Source organism: Sulfitobacter sp. HI0027 (assembly GCF_001634775.1).
Classification (GTDB): Bacteria; Pseudomonadota; Alphaproteobacteria; order Rhodobacterales; family Rhodobacteraceae; genus Sulfitobacter.
The window spans coordinates 25,602-46,785 of sequence record NZ_LWER01000107.1; the positions used below are offsets into that span (position 1 = coordinate 25,602).

Consider the following 21,184-nt stretch of genomic DNA (forward strand, 5'->3'; position numbering starts at 1 on the left):
TGCCCCGCACCCGTGCGGATTTGCGGAAGGTAAGTGGAATGGAAGCTGAATTTGTAATCGTCGGGGCGGGGTCTGCGGGCTGCGCCATGGCCTACCGTCTGGCCGAGGCGGGGCGGAAGGTGATCGTCATTGAACATGGTGGCAGCGACGCGGGGCCGTTTATTCAGATGCCCGCGGCACTCAGCTATCCGATGAACATGCCGCGCTATGACTGGGGCTATAAGTCCGAGCCTGAGCCGCATCTGAACAACCGCGAGCTGGTCTGCCCACGTGGCAAGGTGATCGGCGGCTCGTCGTCGATCAATGGCATGGTCTATGTGCGCGGCCATGCCAAGGACTTCGATCATTGGGAGGAAAGCGGCGCGCAGGGCTGGGGCTATGCTGACGTGCTGCCCTATTACAAACGCATGGAGACGTGGCACGAGAACGGCCATGGCGGCGATGCGGCGTGGCGCGGCACAGACGGCCCGCTGCACGTCAGCCGCGGCCCGCGGGAGAACCCGCTGTTTGACGCTTTCGTACAGGCGGGCTCGCAGGCCGGTTACCAGATGACCGAAGATTACAACGGCGAGAAACAAGAGGGCTTTGGCCCGATGGAGCAGACGGTCTGGAACGGGCGGCGCTGGTCGGCGGCCAATGCCTACCTGCGGCCTGCACAGAAAACCGGGAATGTGACGCTGATCCGCGCGCTGGCGCAGCGCGTGGTGATCGAAGAGGGCCGCGCCGTGGGGGTCGAGGTCAAGCGCGGAAACCGCACAGAGGTCATCCGTGCGCAGCGCGAAGTGGTGCTGGCCGCGTCATCGATCAACTCGCCGAAACTGCTGATGCTGTCGGGGATCGGCCCGGCGGGTCATCTGGCGCAGCACGGCATCAATGTCGTCGCAGACCGTCCCGGCGTGGGGCAGAACCTGCAAGACCATCTGGAGCTTTACATTCAGATGGCCTCCAGCCAGCCGATCACGCTCTATAAACATTGGAACTTGCTGTCGAAGGCTGTCATCGGCGCGCAGTGGCTCTTTACCAAGACCGGTATGGGTGCCTCTAATCAGTTTGAATCCGCGGCCTTCATCCGCTCGAAGCCCGGCGTGGAATACCCTGATATTCAATACCATTTCCTGCCCATCGCCGTGCGTTACGACGGGCAGGCAGCAGCGGAGGGGCACGGGTTTCAGGCCCATACAGGGCCAATGCGCTCTAAGTCGCGGGGCGACATCACCTTGCGGTCAGCCGACCCGGCAGATGCGCCGAAAATCCGCTTTAACTACATGTCGCATCCCGACGATTGGGAGGAGTTCCGCACCTGCATCCGCCTCACACGTGAGATTTTCGCGCAGGAGGCTTTCAAGCCTTTCGTCAAACATGAGATCCAACCCGGCGACGCGCTGCAATCGGATGCGGAGCTTGACAGTTTCATCGCCGAACATGCGGAAAGCGCCTATCATCCCTGTGGCACCTGCCGCATGGGCGCGGCCGACGATCCGAGCGCCGTGGTCGATCCGCAGGCGCGGGTGATTGGGGTTGAAGGGCTGCGGGTGGCCGACAGTTCGATCTTTCCGCGCATCACCAATGGCAACCTCAACGCGCCCTCGATCATGGTGGGGGAAAAGGTTTCGGACCTGCTTTTGGGCCGCGATCCGCTGCCTCGGGCGAATGACGAACCTTGGCTGCATCCCAATTGGCAGGTGGCGCAGCGCTGATCATTAACCTGTCTTAATCTCCTCCCTTGAAGCTGGTGGGGCAGGGCGTCATACCTGCCCCATGTTAAAGATTTGTTCACTTTTCGCCCTCAGTCTCACGCTGAGTTTCGCAGCAGTATCGGCTGGGGCGCAGACCGTGTCGGGTGTGGTGCGCGTGATTGATGGGGATACCTTCGACCTTGGCGGCACGCGCATTCGCTTACACGGTATCGACGCGCTTGAGGCGAGCCAGACCTGCGAAACCGATGGCGGGCAGGCTTGGGCCTGCGGTGATTGGACGACGAGAGAGGTGCGCGACAGATACCAAGGGGCCGAAGCGCGCTGTGAAGCGCTGGACCGCGACCGATATGATCGCATCGTCGCCCGCTGCCATGTCGGCGGTGTCGACGTAGGGCAGGCGCTTGTGCAAGAGGGGCTGGCCTTTGCCTATCGCAAATATTCGATGGACTATGATCTGGAGGAAAAGGCAGCCTTTGTCGCAGGGCGTGGCATTCATGGGTTCAAGACCGTCTCTCCGGCCCGCTATCGCGTAACCCGCCGCAGCGGTTCAGAACCGGCCCGGCCTGAGGGGAGCTGCCAGATCAAGGGCAATATCAGCGCCAAGGGGGTCAAGATTTACCATATGCCGGGGCAGGAATTTTACGGCCGCACCCGCATCAGCACCCGCAAGGGCGAGCGTTGGTTCTGTTCCGAAGCAGAAGCCCACGGTGCTGGCTGGCGGCGGGCGCTGCGCTGATCACTCCACCCGGTAGGGCAGGGTGTCGCGCAGATGCGGGTCGACGACCAACTGCCGTTCCAGTGGCGGGACGGAGCGCTGGTGGCAATCCCGTCGCTCGCAAATGCGGCAGGAAATGCCAATTGGTTCAAAGGCATCGCTGCGGGTGACATCCAGCCCATCGGCATAGACGAGTGCCGCCGCATGGCGCACCTCGCATCCCAGTGAGATTGCATAACGCCGCACCGGCGCGCCGAACCGCCCCGCCGGCTTCGAGATGTCCCGCGCCAGACTGATATAGCGCACCCCGTCCGGCGTTTCGGCCAATTGGCGCAAGAACCTTCCCGGCGTTTCAAACGCGCGGTGGACATTCCAAAGCGGACAGGCCCCGCCAAAACGCGCGAATTGCAACCGGGTGGCAGAATGGCGCTTCGTGATCGTGCCCGCCTGATCGACCCGCACAAAGAAAAAGGGCACCCCCTTTGCGCCGGGCCGCTGGAGCGTCGAAAGCCTGTGCGCCACCTGCTCAATCGAGGCGCCAAAATGCCCAGCCAGCACCTCCAGATCATGGCGGCAGTCCTGCGCCTTTTGCAGGAATCGCCCATAAGGCAGTAGCGCCGCCCCAGCAAAGTAATTGGCCAACCCGATCTTGGCGATATCCCGGGCGGCGGCGCTGTGGAACCGGGCAAGATCAAGCGTTGCCTCCAACAGCGCGTCCTGCTGGGTCAGCGCCACCTGGAGCAACATTTGAAAGGTCTGCGTCTCAGGGGCTGCACGGGCCGACAGATGCAGCGTTTTGCGCGCGGGATCATAGGCGCGCAGGCGGTCGTCATCCTCAAAGATCACGGTCACGCCAGCGCGTTCAAGCGCGGTTGCCGCGGTCGCCCGCGTATCGTTACCGGTGCCCTCGCGGGTGGCAAAATGCTCTGCCGCGCGGTCGACGGCATCAATGTAATTGTCGCAATAGTGAAAGAAATCCCGCACCTCCTCCCAAGGGGAGGGCATCGCCCGAGCGTCCTCGCGGCCCAAGGCTTCGTCCAGCGAGGCCAGTCGTTCATGCACCTGCCGGTAGCTTTGGTGCAGGGCGAGAAACGCATGGGCCAGACCCGGCGCGTTGGAGGCGGTGAGGCGCAGATCGGCCACCGGGGGTGTCTTTCCGGCGAAGATCGGATCGGCCAGCGCCTCGCGCAGATCGCTCACCAATCGCTCTCCATCTCCGCTGGAAAGCTCGGTCACGTCGAGCCTGAACTCCGACGCCAGTGCCAGCACCACATTGGTACTGACGGGCCGGTTGTTGTTCTCCATTTGGTTGAGATAGGGCAAGGAGACGCCAAGCCGGGCGGCGAAGTCTTTCTGCGTCAGCCCCGCACGGGTGCGGGTCTCTCGCAGTTTCACACCGGCATAGAGTTTCTGGATCGCCATCCGCGCACCTTTGCAAATTTGCATTTCGCGGCAGCGTAGCTTTGCAAACCCCCGCTCGCAAGCCCGAGGCGGGGGTACTGCTAGGTTAAAGCCCCAAGGCTTTCTCGCGCCGGATCACCACCCAGATGGAGGCGACCGAGGCGATGGCGGTCAGCAGCATCAACCACAATAGCGGATAGGCCCCCGTCTCTGGCGTGAGAAGGGCCCCGGCCAGCGCGCTCAGCGCCGCGCCACCGACGATCATAATCGCCCCGCCAAGCCCAGAGGCCGTGCCCGCCAGATGCGGGCGCACCGACAGCATCCCGGCCGTGGCGTTGGGAATGCACAGACCATTGCCCAGCCCCACCAGCGTCATCAGCCCGAAGAAGCTGAGCGGGGAGCCGTATCCCGCAAGGAAAATCAACAGCGAAACCGTGCCGCCCACGGCATTTGAGATGCAGCCCCAGAGCACCAGCGTATTGACGCCAAAGCGGGTCGCGGTGCGCGCGGTGATGAAGTTGCCGATGAAATAACCAATCGCGGGCGCGCCGAAATATAGGCCCAGCACCGCAGGCTCCATCCCAAAAACCACGGTGCCGACGAAAGGCGCGCCGCCAAGATAGGCAAAGAAAGCGCCCGAGCAGAAGCCCGTCGCAAGCGCATAGCCCCAAAACCGCGGCGAGCGGAGCAGTTCAGGGTATTCGCCGAACTGCTGGCCCAGCGATTTGCCACTGGCGCGGGCTGTTTCGCCCAAATCCGCCCAAGCCACCCAGAACACCAGCCCGCCGAGGATCAGCATCGCCCAAAATGACGCCTGCCAGCCAAACCCCTGCTCCAACAAGCCGCCCAAAGCCGGGCTGATCATCGGCACCAGCGCCATGCCCATGGTGACATAGCCGATCATGGAGGCCGATTCGTCTTGGGTATAAAGGTCGCGGATCACCGCACGGCTCAGAACCATCCCCGTGGCGATCACGGCCTGCGCCATACGAAAGACGAGGAACACGGCAATGTTCGGGGCCAGCAAGCAGCCGACCGTGGCGGCAAGGAACAGGCCCAGCCCCCAAAGCATCACGCGCCGCCGCCCGAGGTTGTCGGATATCGGCCCAATGAAGATCTGCAGTATGCCACTGAAGAACAGGTAAAGCGGCACCGAAAGCTGAATCACCGCATAATCCGTGCCAAAATGCTCTGCCATCTTCGGCAGGCTGGGCAGAAAGATGTTCATCACCATGGCCGAAAGCCCGGCCAGCAGGATCAGCGTTGAAATATGGGGCGGGGTCGTCCGATCTAGATATCGGACTTTGGGGATATGGCTCATGCAAATGCAAGTAGTCGGGGGCATGGGAAATGTCCATGTTAACTAGATTGTTTCGCAACTTTTCATTTTGCTTAAGTTCGCCTGTATTGATTTTGCAAATTTGCAAAATTGCTCTTTGGTCAGTTGCGCTCCTCCGATAGACTGGTCGAAATCACAATAGGGGTGCGTCATGAAAGACATTCTCGAACAACTGGAGCGGCGCCGCGAAGATGCGCGTTTGGGCGGCGGTCAGGCACGGATCGATGCGCAGCACGGTCGCGGCAAGCTCACCGCACGGGAGCGTGTCGATCTGCTGCTCGACGAAGGCTCGTTCGAGGAATTCGACATGTTCGTCACCCACCGCTGCACCGATTTCGGCATGCAGGATCAAAAGCCCGCAGGTGATGGTGTGGTTACGGGCTGGGGCACGATCAACGGCCGCCTCGTCTATGTTTTCAGTCAGGATTTCACCGTCTTCGGCGGCTCCCTTTCGGAAACCCACGCCCAGAAAATATGCAAGATCATGGACATGGCGGTGCAGAACGGCGCGCCCGTGATCGGCATTAACGATTCCGGCGGCGCACGTATCCAAGAAGGCGTGGCAAGCCTCGCGGGCTATGCCGAGGTTTTCCAGCGCAACATCGAAGCCTCCGGTGTGATCCCGCAGATCAGCGTCATCATGGGCCCCTGCGCGGGTGGCGCGGTCTACTCGCCCGCGATGACCGACTTCATCTTCATGGTCAAAGACAGTTCTTACATGTTCGTCACCGGCCCCGACGTGGTGAAAACCGTCACCAACGAAGTCGTCACCGCCGAGGAATTGGGCGGCGCCTCGACCCACACGCGCAAATCCTCTGTCGCCGATGCAGCGTTCGAAAATGACGTCGAAGCGCTGGCCGAAGTGCGCCGCCTCGTCGATCTGCTGCCCGCCAACAACCGCGAGAAACCCCCGGTCCGCCCCTTCTTCGACGATCCCAACCGGATTGAACCCTCGCTCGACACGCTAGTGCCGTCGAACGCCAATACCCCCTATGATATGAAGGAACTGATCCTCAAACTGGCGGATGAGGGCGACTTTTACGAAATCCAAGAAGAATTCGCCAAGAACATCATCACCGGTTTCATCCGTCTTGAAGGCCGTACCGTCGGCGTGGTCGCCAACCAGCCGATGGTGCTGGCGGGCTGCCTCGACATTGATAGCTCGCGCAAAGCGGCCCGTTTCGTGCGGTTCTGCGATGCTTTCGAAATCCCGATCCTGACCCTCGTGGATGTGCCCGGCTTCCTGCCCGGCACCGGTCAGGAATTCGGCGGCGTCATCAAACACGGCGCGAAACTGCTCTTCGCCTATGGCGAGGCGACCGTGCCGATGGTCACCGTCATCACGCGCAAAGCCTATGGCGGCGCCTATGACGTGATGGCTTCCAAACACCTGCGTTCGGATTTCAACTACGCATGGCCCACCGCCGAAGTCGCCGTGATGGGGGCCAAAGGCGCGACAGAGATCATCCACCGCAAGGATCTGAACGATCCCGAAAAGATCGCCAAACACACGAAGGATTACGAAGACCGTTTCGCCAATCCCTTCGTCGCCGCCGAACGCGGTTTCATCGACGAGGTGATCCAGCCCCGCAGCACCCGCAAACGGGTCGCCCGCGCCTTCGCGTCACTACGCAACAAAAAAGTGCAGACCCCGTGGAAGAAACACGACAACATTCCGCTCTGAGCACCATCATGCAGCTTCATCCTTTCTTAAATACCGATCCCACCGAAGCCGCGCGCGGAACCCTCGGCGAACTGGGTGGTTTTCCTTGCAAAGGAGGGCCAGATCATGCCGAATTCATCGATCAAGGACGAAGAGACCTACAAGTCCCTGCGCGAGGATGGGGCGAGCAAGGAGAAAGCCGCCCGCATCGCCAATGCGCAGGCCAACGACAGCCAGCATCCCGGCAAGAAGGGGGGCAAACAGCCGCCCTACGAGGATTGGACCAAAGACGACCTCTACGACCGGGCGCAGGAACTCGGGATCGAGGGGCGTTCGGATATGGACAAGGACGCACTGATCGACGCTTTGCGCAATCACTAGGCGCTCTGCTGCGCCGGGCTTGCCTGCCCGCTTTGCTGGCGGGGGGGCTCACGTCTCCAGCACGGGCGATTGACGTGCCCTCCGGGCAAGTGATTGACTTGCAAGAGGTTCTTGTCGAGGAGCTGGGTGGTGAGACCTGGCTTCGCTTTCGGTTCATCGCGCCGCAGATCGCCAAAGGGCCGGAGGCCATCGCCTATGACCTCGCCGCTCCGGACATGGAGCATCTCTGCGCGGTGGTCGCCCTCCCTTACATGACCGAACATGCGCTTGCGGGGCAGGTGATCGTCGTCTCCCTTGCTGACCGCCCGGTGGAATTCGGCGCGGCCGACCCCGAAGCGACCCAATATTTCGAAGCTTTCCGTGCCCAAGATGACGCTTGCATCTGGGAGGGTTTGTGATGCGCGGGCAATATCTTGCAAGAATCCGCCGATGCCCCAATTGGATTGATGCTTTGGAGTCACAACGCGACCGATTGCGCTTGCAACCATATCCATTGCTATGTGAATCGCATATGATGCGGTCAAGGAATACCCACGTATCCCTTACCTCAGAACCCGGGCTTGGCCGGCATGTTGTTGCGTCAGGTTCATTTAACATTAATAGGAGATATACATGTCCAAGAGCATCAAGTTGCTGGCAGCTATCGGTTTCGTCGCAGCTGTTTCGGCCTGCGCACAGCAAGAAGAAGAGTTCGTCGTGGTTGAGCCCGAGCCCATCTCGGTCGAGCCCGTCTACACCGGCAAGTACAAATAATGCCGTTGCAGGGCAGGCGTTTGCGCCTGCCCTGATCCCAGCCACCCCTGCAACCGGGAGGGGTGTCTGATGCCCGCCTATATGCTGAAACATCGCGGGTTCCCCGGGCGACTGCCCGGCACCGATTTCCAATTCACAATTCGCCGTCCGAACCCCAAGGGGGTCACGCCGATCACCCGGCGTGAGCGTCGCCCTGACCGCCGGGCGCCGGACCGTCGTGCTGACACCGCTTTTGTCAAAGCCCTGTGGGAAGCCTTTGGCGAGCATCCTTTCGAGCGCGGCAATCTGGATGCGGGCCGTCTGTCGTGGCTCTTTGGCCGCGAGGTGCTGCCGGCCACTGATCCCTTCGACCCCGCCGATTACGAAGCTTTGCTTGTGCTCGATGTGGCCGCAGCCCGTGCCGCCTTCCCCGAAGCTTTCGAGGGTTGATCGGCATGATGTCGCCCCGCCTCTACGCAGATCAGCACAGCCTTGCCGAAGTCCGGCCGCCTCAAAGGGCGTGCTTGGCGCTGGCGCAGGCTTGGGGCAGGTTTTGCGTGGCTGGCGGCGCGTCTTTTGCTCTTCGTGCCGTCGGACATGAAGACCATACCCCTTCCCCTAACGGGCAGCCGCTGCGCAACCGCGCCGCGCTGCCCGACTTTTCGGCGGGGTGGTTTTCGCGCCACAGGGCAACGGCCCGGAAAATTGACCGGGAACTTGTCAAACGGCAGGGCGTTGGTCGGACAGTAGATAGCAGTGAAGGAACAGGCACATGTCAATTCGTAACATCATTCTCGCGCTTGGCGCGACAGCCGGTCTTGCCGCATGTGGCAACACCATCGGCGAACAGGGTTTGGGCGGCGCAGCCGTCGGCGCAGGCGCGGCAGCCGTCACAGGTGGGTCGCTGGCGCAGGGCGCAGCCATCGGCGCCGCAGCTAACGTCGGTTATTGCCAGCTTAACCCCGGCAAATGTAACTGATCTCGCCCCATTAACCGCTCTGCCTGCCATCGGCGCGGGCAGGGCGGTTTCCCCCTCCATCTTTATCTCTACAGGCACCCGCGCAGCTTTGGCTGACGCGGCATTTTGCGTGGCCTGTTACCGTCAAAGGAACTGCTGATGTTTGACAAGATCCTCATTGCCAACCGGGGCGAAATCGCCTGCCGCGTGATCAAGACCGCCAAGAAGATGGGTCTGACCACCGTGGCGATCTATTCCGATGCGGATGCGCAGGCGCTGCATGTGGAAATGGCGGATGAGGCCATTCACATCGGCCCGCCGCCCGCGAACCAGTCCTATATCGTCATCGACAAGGTGATGGAGGCCGTGAAGCAATCCGGCGCGCAGGCGGTCCATCCGGGCTATGGTTTTCTAAGCGAAAACAGCAAGTTTGCCGAGGCGCTTGACGCTGTAGGCGTGGCTTTCGTCGGCCCGCCCGTTGGCGCCATTGAAAAGATGGGCGATAAGATCACCTCCAAAAAGATTGCTCAGGAGGCGGGTGTCTCGACCGTGCCGGGCTATATGGGTCTGATCGAAGACGCCGACGAGGCCGTGAAAATCTCCAACGAAATCGGCTACCCGGTGATGCTCAAAGCCTCGGCTGGCGGCGGCGGCAAGGGCATGCGGATCGCTTGGAATGATGAAGAGGCCCGCGAGGGTTTCCAGTCGTCCAAGAACGAGGCCGCGAACTCCTTTGGTGATGACCGTATCTTTATCGAAAAATTCGTCACCCAGCCCCGCCACATTGAAATTCAGGTGCTTTGTGACGCGCATGGCAATGGCGTCTATCTGGGCGAGCGGGAATGTTCGATCCAGCGCCGCAACCAGAAGGTTGTCGAAGAAGCGCCGAGCCCTTTCCTTGACGAAGCCACCCGTAAAGCGATGGGCGAACAGGCCGTCGCTCTGGCGCAGGCCGTGGGCTACACCAGCGCGGGCACGGTGGAATTCATCGTCGATGGCGACAAGAATTTCTACTTCCTTGAGATGAACACCCGCCTTCAGGTGGAGCACCCGGTGACGGAACTAATCACCGGCGTCGATCTGGTCGAGCAGATGATCCGCGTCGCCAATGGCGAGAAACTGTCGATCACTCAAGACGATGTGACCCTGACCGGTTGGGCCATCGAAAACCGGCTCTACGCCGAAGACCCTTACCGTGGTTTCCTGCCGTCCATTGGCCGTCTGACCCGCTACCGCCCGCCGCAGGAAGTGGCCGCCGGCCCGCTGCTGGAGCAAGGCACATGGCAGGGCGATGCACCGAGCGGCGAGATGGCCGTGCGCAACGATACCGGCGTCTATGAGGGCGGCGAGATTTCGATGTATTACGATCCAATGATCGCCAAACTCTGCACATGGGCCCCAACCCGGGCCGAGGCGATTGAGAAGATGCGCGTGGCGCTCGACAGTTTCGAGGTCGAGGGCATCGGGCACAACCTGCCGTTCCTCTCTGCCGTGATGGATCACCCGAAGTTCGTCTCGGGCGAGATGACCACTGCCTTCATCGCCGAAGAATACCCCGAAGGTTTCGAGGGTGTGACCCTGCCTGAGGGCGAGCTGCGCCGCATCGCTGCGGCCTGCGCTGCGATGCACCGCGTCGGCGAAATTCGCCGCGCGCGTGTCTCGGGCCGGATGGACAACCACGAGCGCAAGGTCGGTAGCGATTGGAACGTCAAGCTGCAGGGTGAAAACTTTGATGTGGTCACCAAGGCCGATCCCGAGGGGGCGACGGTGGCTTTCTCCGACGGCAGCGAAATGCGGGTCAGCGGCGATTGGACACCGGGCGACCAACTGGCCGAGATGACTGTTGATGGCGCGCCTTTGGTGCTGAAGGTTGGCAAAATCTCTGGCGGTTTTCGCATCCGCACCCGCGGCGCGGATCTGAAAGTCCATGTCCGCACCCCGCGTCAGGCGGAACTGGCGGCCCTCATGCCCGAGAAGCTGCCGCCCGACACCTCCAAGATGCTGCTCTGCCCGATGCCGGGTCTGGTGGTGAAACTCGACGTTGAAGTAGGTGACGAGGTCCAAGAGGGCCAAGCGCTCTGCACCATCGAGGCGATGAAAATGGAGAACATCCTGCGCGCCGAGAAGAAGGGCGTGGTGAGCAAGGTCAACGCTGGCGCGGGCGACAGCCTTGCGGTGGACGATGTGATCATGGAGTTCGAATAGGGTGCGATGCGCTGGCGATCAGGGCGGGCAGGGCGCGGGGCATCAACGGATGACGTCGCGCTCCTTTGCCTCTCTGATTTCACGCTGGCGCAGCGGCATCTTGTCGATGCTGCGGGTGATTTCGCGCACGTCCCATGGAAAGGGTTTGCGCAGCTCGATCTGGCCTTCCTTGTCGACCAGCACCAGCATGAAGCCCCGCGGGCGCATCCGCAGCCTGAGCGCGCTGCGCGCGGTAGGGTCGGTATCGGTCAGCACGATGACATCGCGCAGCCGCAACTCTTCCTCGCGGTCGCGGAGGTATTCCATCTGCGCGACATATGCTGGATCGTTCTCGGAATTGGCAAAGACCAGAACGGGCCGCTTTTTCCATTGGAAGGCGCTGAGATCGGCCATATCGGCGGGCAGGAACAGCGGATCCTCCATGGGGGTATCGGCCCCTTGGGCAATCGCTGTGCTGGCGATCAATCCTGCAAAAACTAGTGAGATCAAACGTTTCATCAAGGCTCCTGTCCCTTCAGATATAGGGGGCCTGTACCATTTTGCGAAGGGCAAAGCGCCGCAGGGGGCATTTATCCCCGTGAGGGCGCGCCCCGTGACAATTCAGCCGCCGGTGATGCGCAGGCCCATGCCTGCCGCCCGGCGTTAAGGGAGAAGGACAAGCATATGACATCCGACCAAAAGGACGCCAAGACACGCTGGCAGGAACTGGCCACGGGCGAATTGCGCGGACGCAGCCTTGATGATCTGACGTGGAAGACGTTGGAGGGGATCGACGTACAACCGCTCTATACCGCCGACGACGTGAACGGGCTGGAGCATCTCGGCAGCATTCCCGGCGAAGCTCCGTTTACGCGCGGCGTGAAGGCGACGATGTACGCGGGCCGTCCTTGGACGATCCGGCAATATGCGGGTTTTTCGACGGCTGAGGAATCCAACGCTTTCTATCGCCGTGCGCTGGCCGCCGGGCAGCAGGGTGTTTCGGTTGCTTTCGATCTGGCAACGCACCGGGGCTATGACAGCGATCACCCGCGCGTTGAGGGCGATGTCGGCAAGGCCGGTGTGGCCATCGATTCGGTTGAGGATATGAAAATCCTCTTCGACGGCATCCCACTGGATCAGGTGTCGGTCTCCATGACGATGAACGGCGCGGTGATCCCGATCCTCGCCAATTTCATTGTCGCGGGCGAAGAGCAGGGCCATGACCGTGCCAAGCTCTCGGGGACGATCCAGAATGACATCCTCAAGGAATTCATGGTGCGCAACACCTATGTCTACCCGCCGGAACCGTCGATGCGGATCATCGGGGACATCATCGAATATACCTCGGATCATATGCCGAAGTTCAACTCGATCTCGATCTCGGGCTACCACATGCAAGAGGCGGGCGCGAACCTCGTGCAGGAACTGGCCTTTACCATCGCGGACGGGCGCGAATACGTGCGCACGGCGATTGCGGCAGGCATGGATGTGGACCGTTTTGCACCGCGCCTGAGCTTCTTCTTTGCCATCGGCATGAACTTCTTCATGGAGGCCGCCAAACTGCGCGCCGCGCGTCTGCTTTGGTCGCGGGTAATGGAGGAATTCGAGCCGAAAAACCCCAAGTCGTCGATGTTGCGAACTCATTGCCAAACCTCCGGCGTGAGCCTGGCCGAGCAGGACCCCTACAACAACGTCGTGCGCACGGCTTATGAGGCGCTGTCCGCCGTGCTGGGCGGTACGCAATCGCTGCATACCAACTCGCTGGACGAGGCAATCGGCCTGCCGACGGAGCATTCAGCGCGCATCGCTCGGAACACCCAGCTGATCCTGCAAGAAGAGACCGGCATCACTAACGTCGTCGACCCGCTCGCGGGCAGCTACTACGTCGAGAAGCTGACCGCTGATCTGGCCGAAGCAGCGTGGAATCTGATCGAGGAAGTTGAAGAGATGGGCGGCATGACCAAGGCCGTGGCCTCCGGCATGCCGAAACTGCGCATCGAGGAAGCCGCGGCCCAGCGTCAGGCGGGCATCGACCGTGGCACCGAGGTGATCGTGGGCGTCAACAAGTACCGCCGCGACAAGGAAGAGCCGATCGACATCTTGGACGTGGACAACGTCAAGGTCCGCGCCGGACAGATCAAGGCGCTGGAACGCATCCGGGCCGAGCGGGACGACGCGGCATGCACCGCCGCCTTGGCGGAACTGACACGGCGGTCCGCCGAGGGCGGCAACCTGCTCGACGCGGCGGTTGAAGCCGCCCGCGCACGCGCCACAGTGGGAGAAATCAGCATGGCGATGGAGAAAGAATTCGGGCGGCACCGGGCCGAGGTCAAGACGCTCTCGGGCGTCTATGGCGCGGCCTATGAGGGCGACGCGGGCTTTGCTGACATCCAGAAATCGGTCGATGAGTTCGCCGAGGCCGAAGGCCGCCGCCCGCGTATGCTGGTCGTTAAAATGGGCCAAGACGGGCACGATCGCGGGGCCAAGGTGATTGCCACGGCTTTCGCCGACATCGGCTTTGACGTGGACGTGGGACCGCTGTTCCAGACGCCCGCCGAGGCCGCGCAGGATGCGGTGGACAATGACGTGCATGTCGTCGGCATCTCCAGCCAAGCGGCGGGGCATAAGACATTGGCACCGCAACTTATTCAGGCGCTGAAGGATGCAGGGGCCGAGGATATTCTGGTGATCTGTGGCGGCGTCATTCCGCAACAGGATTACAAGTTTTTGCAGGACGCGGGCGTCAAGGCGATCTTTGGCCCGGGGACGAACATCCCGACGGCTGCGCAGGATATCCTCAAGCTGATCCGCGAGACCCGGAAGTGATGCAGGCTGAAACGGGCGCGGCCCAAACGGGCCGCGCGATCCGCCCGGCAGGGCGGCGCGATGCCGCGGCCGTGGCTGATCTTTGGAACGGTATGATCCGCGACAGCCTGTCGACCTTTACCACCGACGAAAAGACGCCACAGGATATCACCGCCCTGATCGCCACCCGCGCCGACGCCTTTTGGGTGGCAGAGGATGCGGGGCAAATCATGGGCTTTGTCACCTACGGCAGCTTTCGGGGCGGGCCGGGCTACGGCGCGACAGTGGAGCATAGCATCGTGTTGTCGGACGCCGTACAGGGGCAGGGGCTGGGGCGCGGCTTGATGACGCGGGCGGTCGAGGCGGCTGCGGGGGAGGGCCATCATGTGATGGTCGCCGCGATCAGCAGCGCCAACCCTGGCGCCGTGATTTTTCATAAAAAACTAGGCTTTGCGCAGGTGGGCCGGATGCCCGAAGTCGGGCGCAAACACGGGCAATGGCTTGATCTGATCTTGATGCAAAAAACCCTGTCAGCATCCTGACTTCCCCGGTGCCAGCGGTTAAGCTGGGGCCGAATACCAAAGGGTCAGCCCATGTCGATTTGGACGCGCATCTCCGAAGCTTTGTCAGCCCTCACCGCGGGCGAGGGGCTGTCGGCTGTCTTTGACCGTCTGCGCAGCCCGCCTGAACGCTCGGTCGCCTTTACCATCGCAGTCATCGCCTTGGGCGCGAAGATGGCCAAGGCCGATGGGCTGGTGACCCGCGACGAGGTGACGGCCTTTCGCGAGGTCTTCCAAATTGCCGAAGGGGACCAAGACGGGGCGGCGCGGGTCTTTAACCTTGCGCGGCAGGATGTCACCGGGTTTGAGGAATACGCCAAACGCATCGCCAGCATGTTCAACGACCAGCCCGAGATGCTGCATGATCTGATGGAGGGGCTGTTTCACATCGCCATGGCCGATGGCATCTATCACCCGAACGAAAACGCCTTTCTCGAAGATGTGGCTGCGATCTTTGGCATGGGAGAGGAGGCTTTTGCCTCGCTCAAAGCGCGGTTCGTGCCTGATAGCTCGCCCCTGCCGCGCACAGTTCTGGGCATCGGCCCCCATGCCACGCTTGAGGAAGCCCGCAAGGCGTGGCGGCGGTTGGTACGGGAGAACCATCCCGACGCGCTGGTGGCGCGGGGCTTGCCGCAAGAGGCCATCAAAATGGCCGAAAAACGCATGATCGACATCAACCGCGCGTGGGAAACGATCTCGGGCAAACACGCTTGATGCGCATCGCGACCTACAATGTTGAGTGGTTCGCGAGCCTTTTTGACGATGACAATCAGCTTTACGACGACAGCGAATGGTCGTCGCGCTATCAGGTGACCCGTGCGCAGCAAACGGCGGCACTGGGGGTGGTTTTCGCGGCGCTGGATGCAGATGCGGTGATGGTGATCGAGGCGCCAAACCACGGGCGGCGGCAGTCGACTGTGGCCGCGCTTGAGCATTTCGCCGCGCGGTTTTCCCTGCGCGCGCGGGAGGCCGTCATGGGGTTTTCCAACGATACAGAGCAAGAGATTGCACTGCTTTATGACCCCGATAAGCTCACCGCCCGCCATGCGCCGCTGGCCGCTGCTGATGCCCCGCGCTTTGATCAGACACTACGGATTGATCTTGACGTGGATGCGACAGAGGATGCCGTGGTCTTCTCCAAACCGCCGCTGGAGTTGGGGGTGACCACGAAGGCTGGGTTTGCTTTTCAGATGATCGGCGCGCATCTGAAATCCAAAGCGCCCCATGGGGCCAAGTCCGAGGCCGATGTGCTGCGCATCGCCATCGCCAACAGGCGCAAGCAGTTGGCGCAGGCGATCTGGCTCAGGCGGCGGATCGATACGCATCTGGCGGCAGATCGGCCGGTGATGGTGATGGGTGATCTGAACGACGGGCCGGGGCTGGATGAGTTCGAGAGCCTGTTTGGGCGGTCTTCGGTCGAGATTGTGCTGGGGGAGGGGGCGGGGGCGCTCTTTGATCCGCATGCCAAACAGGCGCTTAGCCGACGTTTGGGGGCCGCGCCCACCAGCGCGCGGTTTTGGATCGCGCCCGAAGAACGCTTCCTTCAGGCGCTATTGGACTACATCATGGTCACGCCGCAAATTCAGGCCCGGGATGCCCGCTGGCGCATCTGGCACCCGATGGATGATCCCGCCTGCTGGCAAAACGTGGCCCTTCGCGGTGCGCTGCTGGCGGCGTCGGATCACTTCCCGGTGACGCTGGATCTCGACCTTTAGGCGGGCTTGTGCTCGTGCACCGGCAGAAGACTAGAAATCCCGAACGCGCCGCCTACATCAATTGCATGACACGTTTCATGCCCCTTATCGCCCTTTGCACGATGCTGCCGCTTGCGGCCCACGCGCAAGAGGACACCGAAGAACGCGGCCTCGGCTTGATGGAGCGCGGCGCGCAGATGTTCATGGACGGGATCATGGATGAAATGGGCCCGGTCATGGAGGGTTTCGAAGGCTTTAGCGAAGCCATGCGCCCCGCCCTGCGCGATTTTGCGCGCGAGATGGGGCCGAAGCTGACGGAACTGTTGGATGAGGTCGAAGACTGGAGCGCATACCAAGCGCCCGAGATGCAGCCCAACGGCGATATCATCATTCGCCGCAAGCCGGATCATCCGATGGTGCCACCAGACACGCCGACCGAGCCTGCCCCCCAGATCGACCTGTAACCCGGGCTATTTCGGAGGGCGTTTGCCGGTGCGCACATGGACTTCGGCGTCAAGCGATTTGGCGAGCGAGTTCAGTCGGGCCTCTGCGACCTCACCGAAAAGCGGCACCATGTCGGGGGTGAGCCACAGTTCCAACTGCTTTTTCTTGGGGAACCAGCGCAATTCGCCGCGCTGTTCGCCCTTGTCCATCCACAGCATCGCACCAAAGCGCATGGCCTTGCCAAGGATCTCGGCCTCCAACCGGGTCTTTTCGTCGACCATCTCATAAAGGTCTTCGAACCGGGTGTTTTCCCGTTTGTTGGAATAACGGTGCAGCAGCGCCAGCCCCAGATAAATCCGCTCCGCGTGTTTGAGCCCGCCAAGGTTGGCGCGGGTGGCGTTGTCAAAACAGGTCTCGGCCCGGTAGTCGGGATGCGCGCGCCAGCTGACATCATGCAGGAGGCAGGCCGCTTTGACCAACCGCCTGCGCGCATGCGGGGCAGAGCGGTAGAGCGGCAGGATGAAGTTATAGAGCACCTTACCAAAGCCGGGCATCCGCGCGTCTTTGGCCTCGGCGAAATAGCAGGCCTCAATCAGCGGATCACGGTCGCGCAGGCGTTGCGGCATCTGCTCATAGAGCATGCCTTCGCGGATGCCGTAGCTGGAAATGGCGATGTCTTTGGGGCGGAAGGTTTTGACCAGACGGCTCAGCACCTCAGCGGCGTAGGGCACCAATGACATCCGGCTCGACGACACGCCGCAGGCGCTGCGCAACTCTTCCAAATCAGAGGCTTGGATGAACTTCACTGTCTCCCGGACCGAGGTCACGGTCATGCGGTATTCATGCAGAACATGCAGCGGATAGCCCCGGCGGTACATGTCGATCCGCGCGATAGCGCGCCATGAGCCGCCTACAAGGAACAGCCGGTCGCGCTGGTTGCCCATCTTTTCCTGAAGGCCGGTGATGACCTCTTTGATATGGGCATGCCGCCCCTTGGCACCGCCCTTGAGATCGCGCAATTTCAGCGGCCCGAGTTGCGAGGTCACCCGCCGCCCGACGCGCCCACCAGAGATTTCCGCCAGTTCCATCGAAGAGCCGCCGATGTCGCAGACAAGGCCGTAAGCGCCGGGCCAGCCCAGCAGCACCCCTTGGGCCGAAAGCCGGGCCTCTTCCTCGCCGTCGATCACCCAGATGCGCAGGCCGGTTTCGCGCAGCACATCGGCGCAGAACTCGCGCCCATCGCTGGCATCGCGCACCGCTGCGGTGGCAACGACCGTGAGTTCCGACAGGCCCATGCCATCGGCAAGCTTGCTGAACCGCCGCAGCGCCGAGAGGGCACGGGCGCGGCCTTCGGGGGACAAGTGGCCCGTCTCAGACATGCCAGCACCCAAGGCACACATGATCTTTTCGTTATAGAAATAGGCCGGAGAGCGCGCCGCGCCGTCGAACACCACAAGGCGGACAGAGTTCGAGCCCACATCCACCACGCCCACCCGCGCCAGCGCGCGCGCGCCCGGATCCTGAAACAACGGTTTCGCGAAAAGGCCCAGTTCCGCCACGCCGGTCTCAGGGACGGGGGCGGCTCGGGAAGGGTCGGTCTGGTCTGCCATCAATGCTCCTGCGGGCCATCCGTTTGAAGGGATAATTGGCGCAGGGGCGCGGTGAGGTCAATTGCTAACGGACCTCTCCATAGGTCAATCCTCGGTATGGGTCAGCTTGGGCACATCCGACGCCCCCGCGCTGCCGCGCCCCGAGAGCGAGGGGTTTTCCATAAAGAAGCGGTGGCAGTTAAACGCGAACGTCCCCTCCGGCACGGCGGGCCGGGTGAATTTGCCATCCGGCCCCATGACCCAGCTTTGCGCCACGTCAGCCAGATTGGCCGCCATGATCTGGCTGGTGATCTGTGCCTTGACGGTCGGGTTCTCGATCTCAACCAAAGTCTCGACCCGGCGGTTGAGGTTGCGGCCCATCCAGTCAGCGGAAGACATGAAAACCCGCGCTTTTTTATGCGGCAGCCCGTGGCCGTTGCCGACGCAGACAATGCGACTGTGTTCCAGAAAACGGCCAATGATGGATTTGACGCGAATGTTGTCCGACAGCCCCTTAACGCCGGGGCGCAGCCCGCAGATGCCGCGAATGACAAGGCTGATTTCCACTCCCGCTTGGCTGGCATCATAAAGCGCGTCGATCACCTCGGCGTCGATCAGGGCGTTCATCTTGGCCCAGATCACGGCAGGCCGCCCGGCGCGAGCATGGTCAGCCTCGGTGGCGATCATCTCAAGCAGGCGCGGCTTGAGCGTGGTGGGGGAAATGGCGAGGTTTTCCAACTGCTCTGGCGGGGCATAGCCTGAGAGGAAGTTGAAGACTTTCGTGGCATCGCGCCCAAGGCTCGAGTCGCAGGTGAAAAGCGACAGATCCGTATAGATCCGCGCGGTGATCGGGTGGTAGTTGCCGGTGCCGTAGTGGGTATAGGTCACCAGTTGATCGCCTTCGCGGCGTACCACGGTCGAGATCTTGGCGTGGGTCTTGAGGTCGAGAAAGCCATAGACCACATGCGCGCCCGCGCGTTCCAAGCGGCGTGACTGGCGGATATTGGCGGCCTCATCAAAGCGGGCTTTCAGTTCAACCAAGGCGGTGACGGATTTACCATCCTCGGCAGCCTCGCAGAGCGCGCTGACAATCGGGCTGTCGCGCGAGGTGCGGTAGAGCGTCTGTTTGATCGCCACCACGTCGGGATCCCGCGCCGCTTGGGCAAGGAAGCGCACCACCATATCAAAGGTCTCATAGGGGTGGTGCAGCAGCATGTCCTTTTGCCGGATCGCGGCGAACATATCGCCATCGTGGTCGCTGACGCGCTCGGGCACACGCGGGGTGAACTGCGGCCACAGAAGGTCGGGCCGGGCGTCGGTTACCAGTTTCGACAGATCGGCGATGCCGAGCATGCCTTCGATTTCGATCACGTCTTGGGGCCGCACGCAAAGCTCGCGCATGACGACGGATTTCAGCTTTTCCGGGGCGCCGGCGGAATGGGTCAGACGCACGACCTCCCCCCGGCGGCGGCGTTTCAGGGCGACTTCGAATTCCCGCACGAGGTCTTCGGCCTCGTCTTCCACTTCAAGATCGCTGTCGCGCAGCACGCGGAATTCGAAATGCGCTTTGAGTTTGTAGCCCGGAAAGAGGTTGGGGATGTTGATGATCAACAGGTCTTCGAGCGGCAGGTAGCGCAGGCAACCATCGGGCGCGGGCAGGGGCACGAAGCGGTCGATCTGGCCGGGAATCGGCAGCAGCGCTTGCAGGGGGCGTTTGTCGCGGCTGCGTTCCAGTTGCAAAGCCAGCGCATAGCCGGTGTTGGGGATGAAGGGGAAGGGATGTGCCGGGTCAATCGCCAGCGGCGACAGCACGGCGAAGACTTGGTTGAGAAAGACCCCTTCGAGATGTTTGTGGTCCGCCTCGGTCAGGTCGGCGGCGCGTTCCAGCATGATGTTCTGCGCGTCCATCTCGGTCATGAGGTCAACCAGCACACGCTGTTGGGACATCATCAGGTTGCGCGCGTCTTCGTTGATCAGCACCAATTGCTCACCGGGGCTCAGCCCATCGGCGGCGGCGGTGGTATTGCCCGCTTGGGCCAGTTCGCGCAGCCCCGCGACCCGCACGGTATAGAATTCATCCAGATTGGTGGCTGAAATCGACAGAAAGCGCAGCCGTTCCAGCAGCGGCACGCGCGGGTTCTCGGCTTCTTCCAGCACCCGCCAGTTGAAGTCGAGCCAGCTTAGCTCACGGTTAAAGAAACGGCCCGGCCCGGCGGTATCAAGCTCGGGCAGATCGGTGGCGGGCGGAAAGGGCGCTTGCAGGAAATCAGCTTGGGTCATGCGGGCCTCATGACATTGGAATGTAACGGGTTTGCGAAGGCTTGCGTTAATTATTCCAGTATCACGCGCGGGGCGGGGCGATGTCCAGCACCTGCGCGGCCAGTGCGCGGGTCAACGGGCGCTTCTGCGCAAGGCTGGCGGCATCCAGCCGGTCGACCAGCGCGATGGCAGCGGCAAAGGAACGATCCATCCGGGTCATCAGGTAATTGATCAGTTCCGGTTTTGGCGTCAACTGCCGGTCGGCCAGAAGCTTGACCAGCAGTGCGGAAAGCAGTGCGTCATCGGGGGCTTCCATTTCGACCATCGTGGCGCCGCGCATCCGGCTGACCAGATCGGGCAGCGTCAGCCCCCAATGGGCCACCGGCCCCGTGCTGGTGAGCAAAAGCGCCTGCCCCTCGGCCAGTACGAGGTTGTGCAGGTGAAACAGGGCCGTTTGCGCTTCTGCGTTCCCGGCGATCAGATGGACATCTTCGACGGCGAGGGGGCCGCGGGCGAGGGCGGGAATGTCGGCCTCCAGCAGGTCGGCAGCACTGATGATGCGGGCGCCCGACAAGTCCGCCCAAACATGCGTCAGATGCGTCTTGCCCGAGCCTTGTGGCCCGGTCAGCGCCAGCTTGCCGCCCGCCCAACCGCGCCAGCCGTCGATCATCGCCATCGCCATGGCGTTGGAGGGGGCGACAAAGAATGCGTCGCGGCCCAGAGCCGTCCGGCTGGGCAGGTTCAACCCGAGTTGGTGGGCCAT

At 62.0% G+C, this 21,184-nt stretch carries 20 protein-coding genes; 14 read left to right on the plus strand and 6 right to left on the minus strand.

Going from position 1 to position 21,184, the window contains the following annotated elements; all coding sequences use genetic code 11:
* Positions 1-38: 38 nt before the first annotated feature.
* Complete coding sequence (betA, locus tag A3722_RS05675) at positions 39-1,697, plus strand: choline dehydrogenase (protein ID WP_067630209.1); 1,659 nt, start codon at positions 39-41, stop codon at positions 1,695-1,697.
* A gap of 61 nt (positions 1,698-1,758) precedes the next feature.
* On the plus strand, positions 1,759-2,433 hold the full coding sequence (locus A3722_RS05680) for a thermonuclease family protein (RefSeq protein WP_067630212.1): 675 nt from the start codon (positions 1,759-1,761) through the stop codon (positions 2,431-2,433).
* Here A3722_RS05680 and A3722_RS05685 read toward each other — a convergent pair whose 3' ends face one another.
* Complete coding sequence (locus A3722_RS05685) at positions 2,434-3,834, minus strand: helix-turn-helix domain-containing protein (protein ID WP_067630215.1); 1,401 nt, start codon at positions 3,832-3,834, stop codon at positions 2,434-2,436.
* Positions 3,835-3,919: 85 nt separating this feature from the next.
* Positions 3,920-5,134 carry a multidrug effflux MFS transporter gene (locus A3722_RS05690; RefSeq protein ID WP_067630218.1) on the minus strand — a complete coding sequence of 405 codons (1,215 nt, stop codon included), beginning with the start codon at positions 5,132-5,134 and terminating at the stop codon, positions 3,920-3,922.
* 169 nt (positions 5,135-5,303) lie between these two features.
* Between A3722_RS05690 and A3722_RS05695 the strand changes: the two genes are divergently transcribed.
* The 7 genes from A3722_RS05695 to A3722_RS05720 all read left to right on the plus strand — a co-directional run bounded on the left by A3722_RS05695 (position 5,304) and on the right by A3722_RS05720 (position 11,091).
* The gene (locus tag A3722_RS05695; RefSeq protein ID WP_067630221.1) at positions 5,304-6,836 is read left to right on the plus strand and encodes an acyl-CoA carboxylase subunit beta; all 1,533 of its coding nucleotides are present in this window, start codon (positions 5,304-5,306) and stop codon (positions 6,834-6,836) included.
* A 105-nt stretch (positions 6,837-6,941) separates the two neighbouring features.
* A complete protein-coding gene (locus A3722_RS05700) occupies positions 6,942-7,196 on the plus strand; it encodes a DUF7218 family protein (protein WP_067630224.1) in 255 nt (84 codons plus the stop codon).
* A gap of 74 nt (positions 7,197-7,270) precedes the next feature.
* Positions 7,271-7,594, plus strand: coding sequence for a DUF6497 family protein (locus tag A3722_RS05705; protein ID WP_236627350.1), 324 nt, complete (start codon positions 7,271-7,273; stop codon positions 7,592-7,594).
* Between the two features lie 214 nt (positions 7,595-7,808).
* On the plus strand, positions 7,809-7,949 hold the full coding sequence (locus A3722_RS24525; RefSeq protein ID WP_162931863.1) for a hypothetical protein: 141 nt from the start codon (positions 7,809-7,811) through the stop codon (positions 7,947-7,949).
* An 81-nt stretch (positions 7,950-8,030) separates the two neighbouring features.
* The gene (locus A3722_RS05710; protein WP_067630248.1) at positions 8,031-8,378 is read left to right on the plus strand and encodes a hypothetical protein; all 348 of its coding nucleotides are present in this window, start codon (positions 8,031-8,033) and stop codon (positions 8,376-8,378) included.
* A gap of 322 nt (positions 8,379-8,700) precedes the next feature.
* A complete protein-coding gene (locus A3722_RS05715; RefSeq protein WP_067630227.1) occupies positions 8,701-8,907 on the plus strand; it encodes a hypothetical protein in 207 nt (68 codons plus the stop codon).
* A 138-nt stretch (positions 8,908-9,045) separates the two neighbouring features.
* Positions 9,046-11,091 carry an acetyl-CoA carboxylase biotin carboxylase subunit gene (locus A3722_RS05720; RefSeq protein ID WP_067630230.1) on the plus strand — a complete coding sequence of 682 codons (2,046 nt, stop codon included), beginning with the start codon at positions 9,046-9,048 and terminating at the stop codon, positions 11,089-11,091.
* A gap of 42 nt (positions 11,092-11,133) precedes the next feature.
* Here the strand turns inward: A3722_RS05720 and A3722_RS05725 are convergent, their stop codons facing one another.
* The gene (locus tag A3722_RS05725) at positions 11,134-11,589 is read right to left on the minus strand and encodes a DUF4174 domain-containing protein (protein WP_067630233.1); all 456 of its coding nucleotides are present in this window, start codon (positions 11,587-11,589) and stop codon (positions 11,134-11,136) included.
* A 165-nt stretch (positions 11,590-11,754) separates the two neighbouring features.
* On the opposite strand from A3722_RS05725, the gene scpA reads away from it, so the two are divergent.
* From scpA to A3722_RS05750, 5 genes are all read left to right on the plus strand, one after another.
* On the plus strand, positions 11,755-13,896 hold the full coding sequence (scpA, locus tag A3722_RS05730; protein WP_067630236.1) for a methylmalonyl-CoA mutase: 2,142 nt from the start codon (positions 11,755-11,757) through the stop codon (positions 13,894-13,896).
* Positions 13,896-14,417: a GNAT family N-acetyltransferase gene (locus A3722_RS05735; protein WP_067630238.1), complete on the plus strand. Its 522-nt coding sequence runs from the start codon at positions 13,896-13,898 to the stop codon at positions 14,415-14,417. Before scpA ends, A3722_RS05735 begins: the two co-directional genes overlap by 1 nt.
* Positions 14,418-14,468: 51 nt before the next feature.
* A complete protein-coding gene (locus A3722_RS05740; protein WP_067630240.1) occupies positions 14,469-15,149 on the plus strand; it encodes a molecular chaperone DjiA in 681 nt (226 codons plus the stop codon).
* Complete coding sequence (locus A3722_RS05745; RefSeq protein ID WP_067915986.1) at positions 15,149-16,150, plus strand: endonuclease/exonuclease/phosphatase family protein; 1,002 nt, start codon at positions 15,149-15,151, stop codon at positions 16,148-16,150. The genes A3722_RS05740 and A3722_RS05745 overlap by 1 nt, the downstream gene beginning before the upstream one ends.
* A 77-nt stretch (positions 16,151-16,227) precedes the next feature.
* Positions 16,228-16,593: a hypothetical protein gene (locus tag A3722_RS05750; protein ID WP_236627351.1), complete on the plus strand. Its 366-nt coding sequence runs from the start codon at positions 16,228-16,230 to the stop codon at positions 16,591-16,593.
* Positions 16,594-16,599: 6 nt separating this feature from the next.
* Here the strand turns inward: A3722_RS05750 and A3722_RS05755 are convergent, their stop codons facing one another.
* The 3 genes from A3722_RS05755 to A3722_RS05765 form a co-directional block, all read right to left on the minus strand.
* Positions 16,600-18,183 carry a Ppx/GppA family phosphatase gene (locus tag A3722_RS05755; RefSeq protein ID WP_067626893.1) on the minus strand — a complete coding sequence of 528 codons (1,584 nt, stop codon included), beginning with the start codon at positions 18,181-18,183 and terminating at the stop codon, positions 16,600-16,602.
* Positions 18,184-18,267: 84 nt separating this feature from the next.
* Positions 18,268-20,442, minus strand: a complete 2,175-nt coding sequence (locus tag A3722_RS05760) for an RNA degradosome polyphosphate kinase (RefSeq protein WP_067626891.1) — start codon at positions 20,440-20,442, stop codon at positions 18,268-18,270.
* Between the two features lie 61 nt (positions 20,443-20,503).
* On the minus strand, positions 20,504-21,184 hold the full coding sequence (locus tag A3722_RS05765) for an HdaA/DnaA family protein (RefSeq protein ID WP_067915988.1): 681 nt from the start codon (positions 21,182-21,184) through the stop codon (positions 20,504-20,506).

What these genes read in the sequence shown, in the direction of transcription:
- betA (WP_067630209.1), top strand. Translation starts at nt 39, where the DNA reads ATGGAAGCTGAATTTGTAATCGTCGGGGCGGGGTCTGCGGGCTGCGCC.
- A3722_RS05680 (WP_067630212.1), top strand. Translation starts at nt 1,759, where the DNA reads ATGTTAAAGATTTGTTCACTTTTCGCCCTCAGTCTCACGCTGAGTTTC.
- A3722_RS05685 (WP_067630215.1), bottom strand. Translation starts at nt 3,834, where the DNA reads ATGGCGATCCAGAAACTCTATGCCGGTGTGAAACTGCGAGAGACCCGC.
- A3722_RS05690 (WP_067630218.1), bottom strand. Translation starts at nt 5,134, where the DNA reads ATGAGCCATATCCCCAAAGTCCGATATCTAGATCGGACGACCCCGCCC.
- A3722_RS05695 (WP_067630221.1), top strand. Translation starts at nt 5,304, where the DNA reads ATGAAAGACATTCTCGAACAACTGGAGCGGCGCCGCGAAGATGCGCGT.
- A3722_RS05700 (WP_067630224.1), top strand. Translation starts at nt 6,942, where the DNA reads ATGCCGAATTCATCGATCAAGGACGAAGAGACCTACAAGTCCCTGCGC.
- A3722_RS24525 (WP_162931863.1), top strand. Translation starts at nt 7,809, where the DNA reads ATGTCCAAGAGCATCAAGTTGCTGGCAGCTATCGGTTTCGTCGCAGCT.
- A3722_RS05710 (WP_067630248.1), top strand. Translation starts at nt 8,031, where the DNA reads ATGCTGAAACATCGCGGGTTCCCCGGGCGACTGCCCGGCACCGATTTC.
- A3722_RS05715 (WP_067630227.1), top strand. Translation starts at nt 8,701, where the DNA reads ATGTCAATTCGTAACATCATTCTCGCGCTTGGCGCGACAGCCGGTCTT.
- A3722_RS05720 (WP_067630230.1), top strand. Translation starts at nt 9,046, where the DNA reads ATGTTTGACAAGATCCTCATTGCCAACCGGGGCGAAATCGCCTGCCGC.
- A3722_RS05725 (WP_067630233.1), bottom strand. Translation starts at nt 11,589, where the DNA reads ATGAAACGTTTGATCTCACTAGTTTTTGCAGGATTGATCGCCAGCACA.
- scpA (WP_067630236.1), top strand. Translation starts at nt 11,755, where the DNA reads ATGACATCCGACCAAAAGGACGCCAAGACACGCTGGCAGGAACTGGCC.
- A3722_RS05735 (WP_067630238.1), top strand. Translation starts at nt 13,896, where the DNA reads ATGCAGGCTGAAACGGGCGCGGCCCAAACGGGCCGCGCGATCCGCCCG.
- A3722_RS05740 (WP_067630240.1), top strand. Translation starts at nt 14,469, where the DNA reads ATGTCGATTTGGACGCGCATCTCCGAAGCTTTGTCAGCCCTCACCGCG.
- A3722_RS05745 (WP_067915986.1), top strand. Translation starts at nt 15,149, where the DNA reads ATGCGCATCGCGACCTACAATGTTGAGTGGTTCGCGAGCCTTTTTGAC.
- A3722_RS05750 (WP_236627351.1), top strand. Translation starts at nt 16,228, where the DNA reads ATGCCCCTTATCGCCCTTTGCACGATGCTGCCGCTTGCGGCCCACGCG.
- A3722_RS05755 (WP_067626893.1), bottom strand. Translation starts at nt 18,183, where the DNA reads ATGGCAGACCAGACCGACCCTTCCCGAGCCGCCCCCGTCCCTGAGACC.
- A3722_RS05760 (WP_067626891.1), bottom strand. Translation starts at nt 20,442, where the DNA reads ATGACCCAAGCTGATTTCCTGCAAGCGCCCTTTCCGCCCGCCACCGAT.
- A3722_RS05765 (WP_067915988.1), bottom strand. Translation starts at nt 21,184, where the DNA reads ATGGCCCACCAACTCGGGTTGAACCTGCCCAGCCGGACGGCTCTGGGC.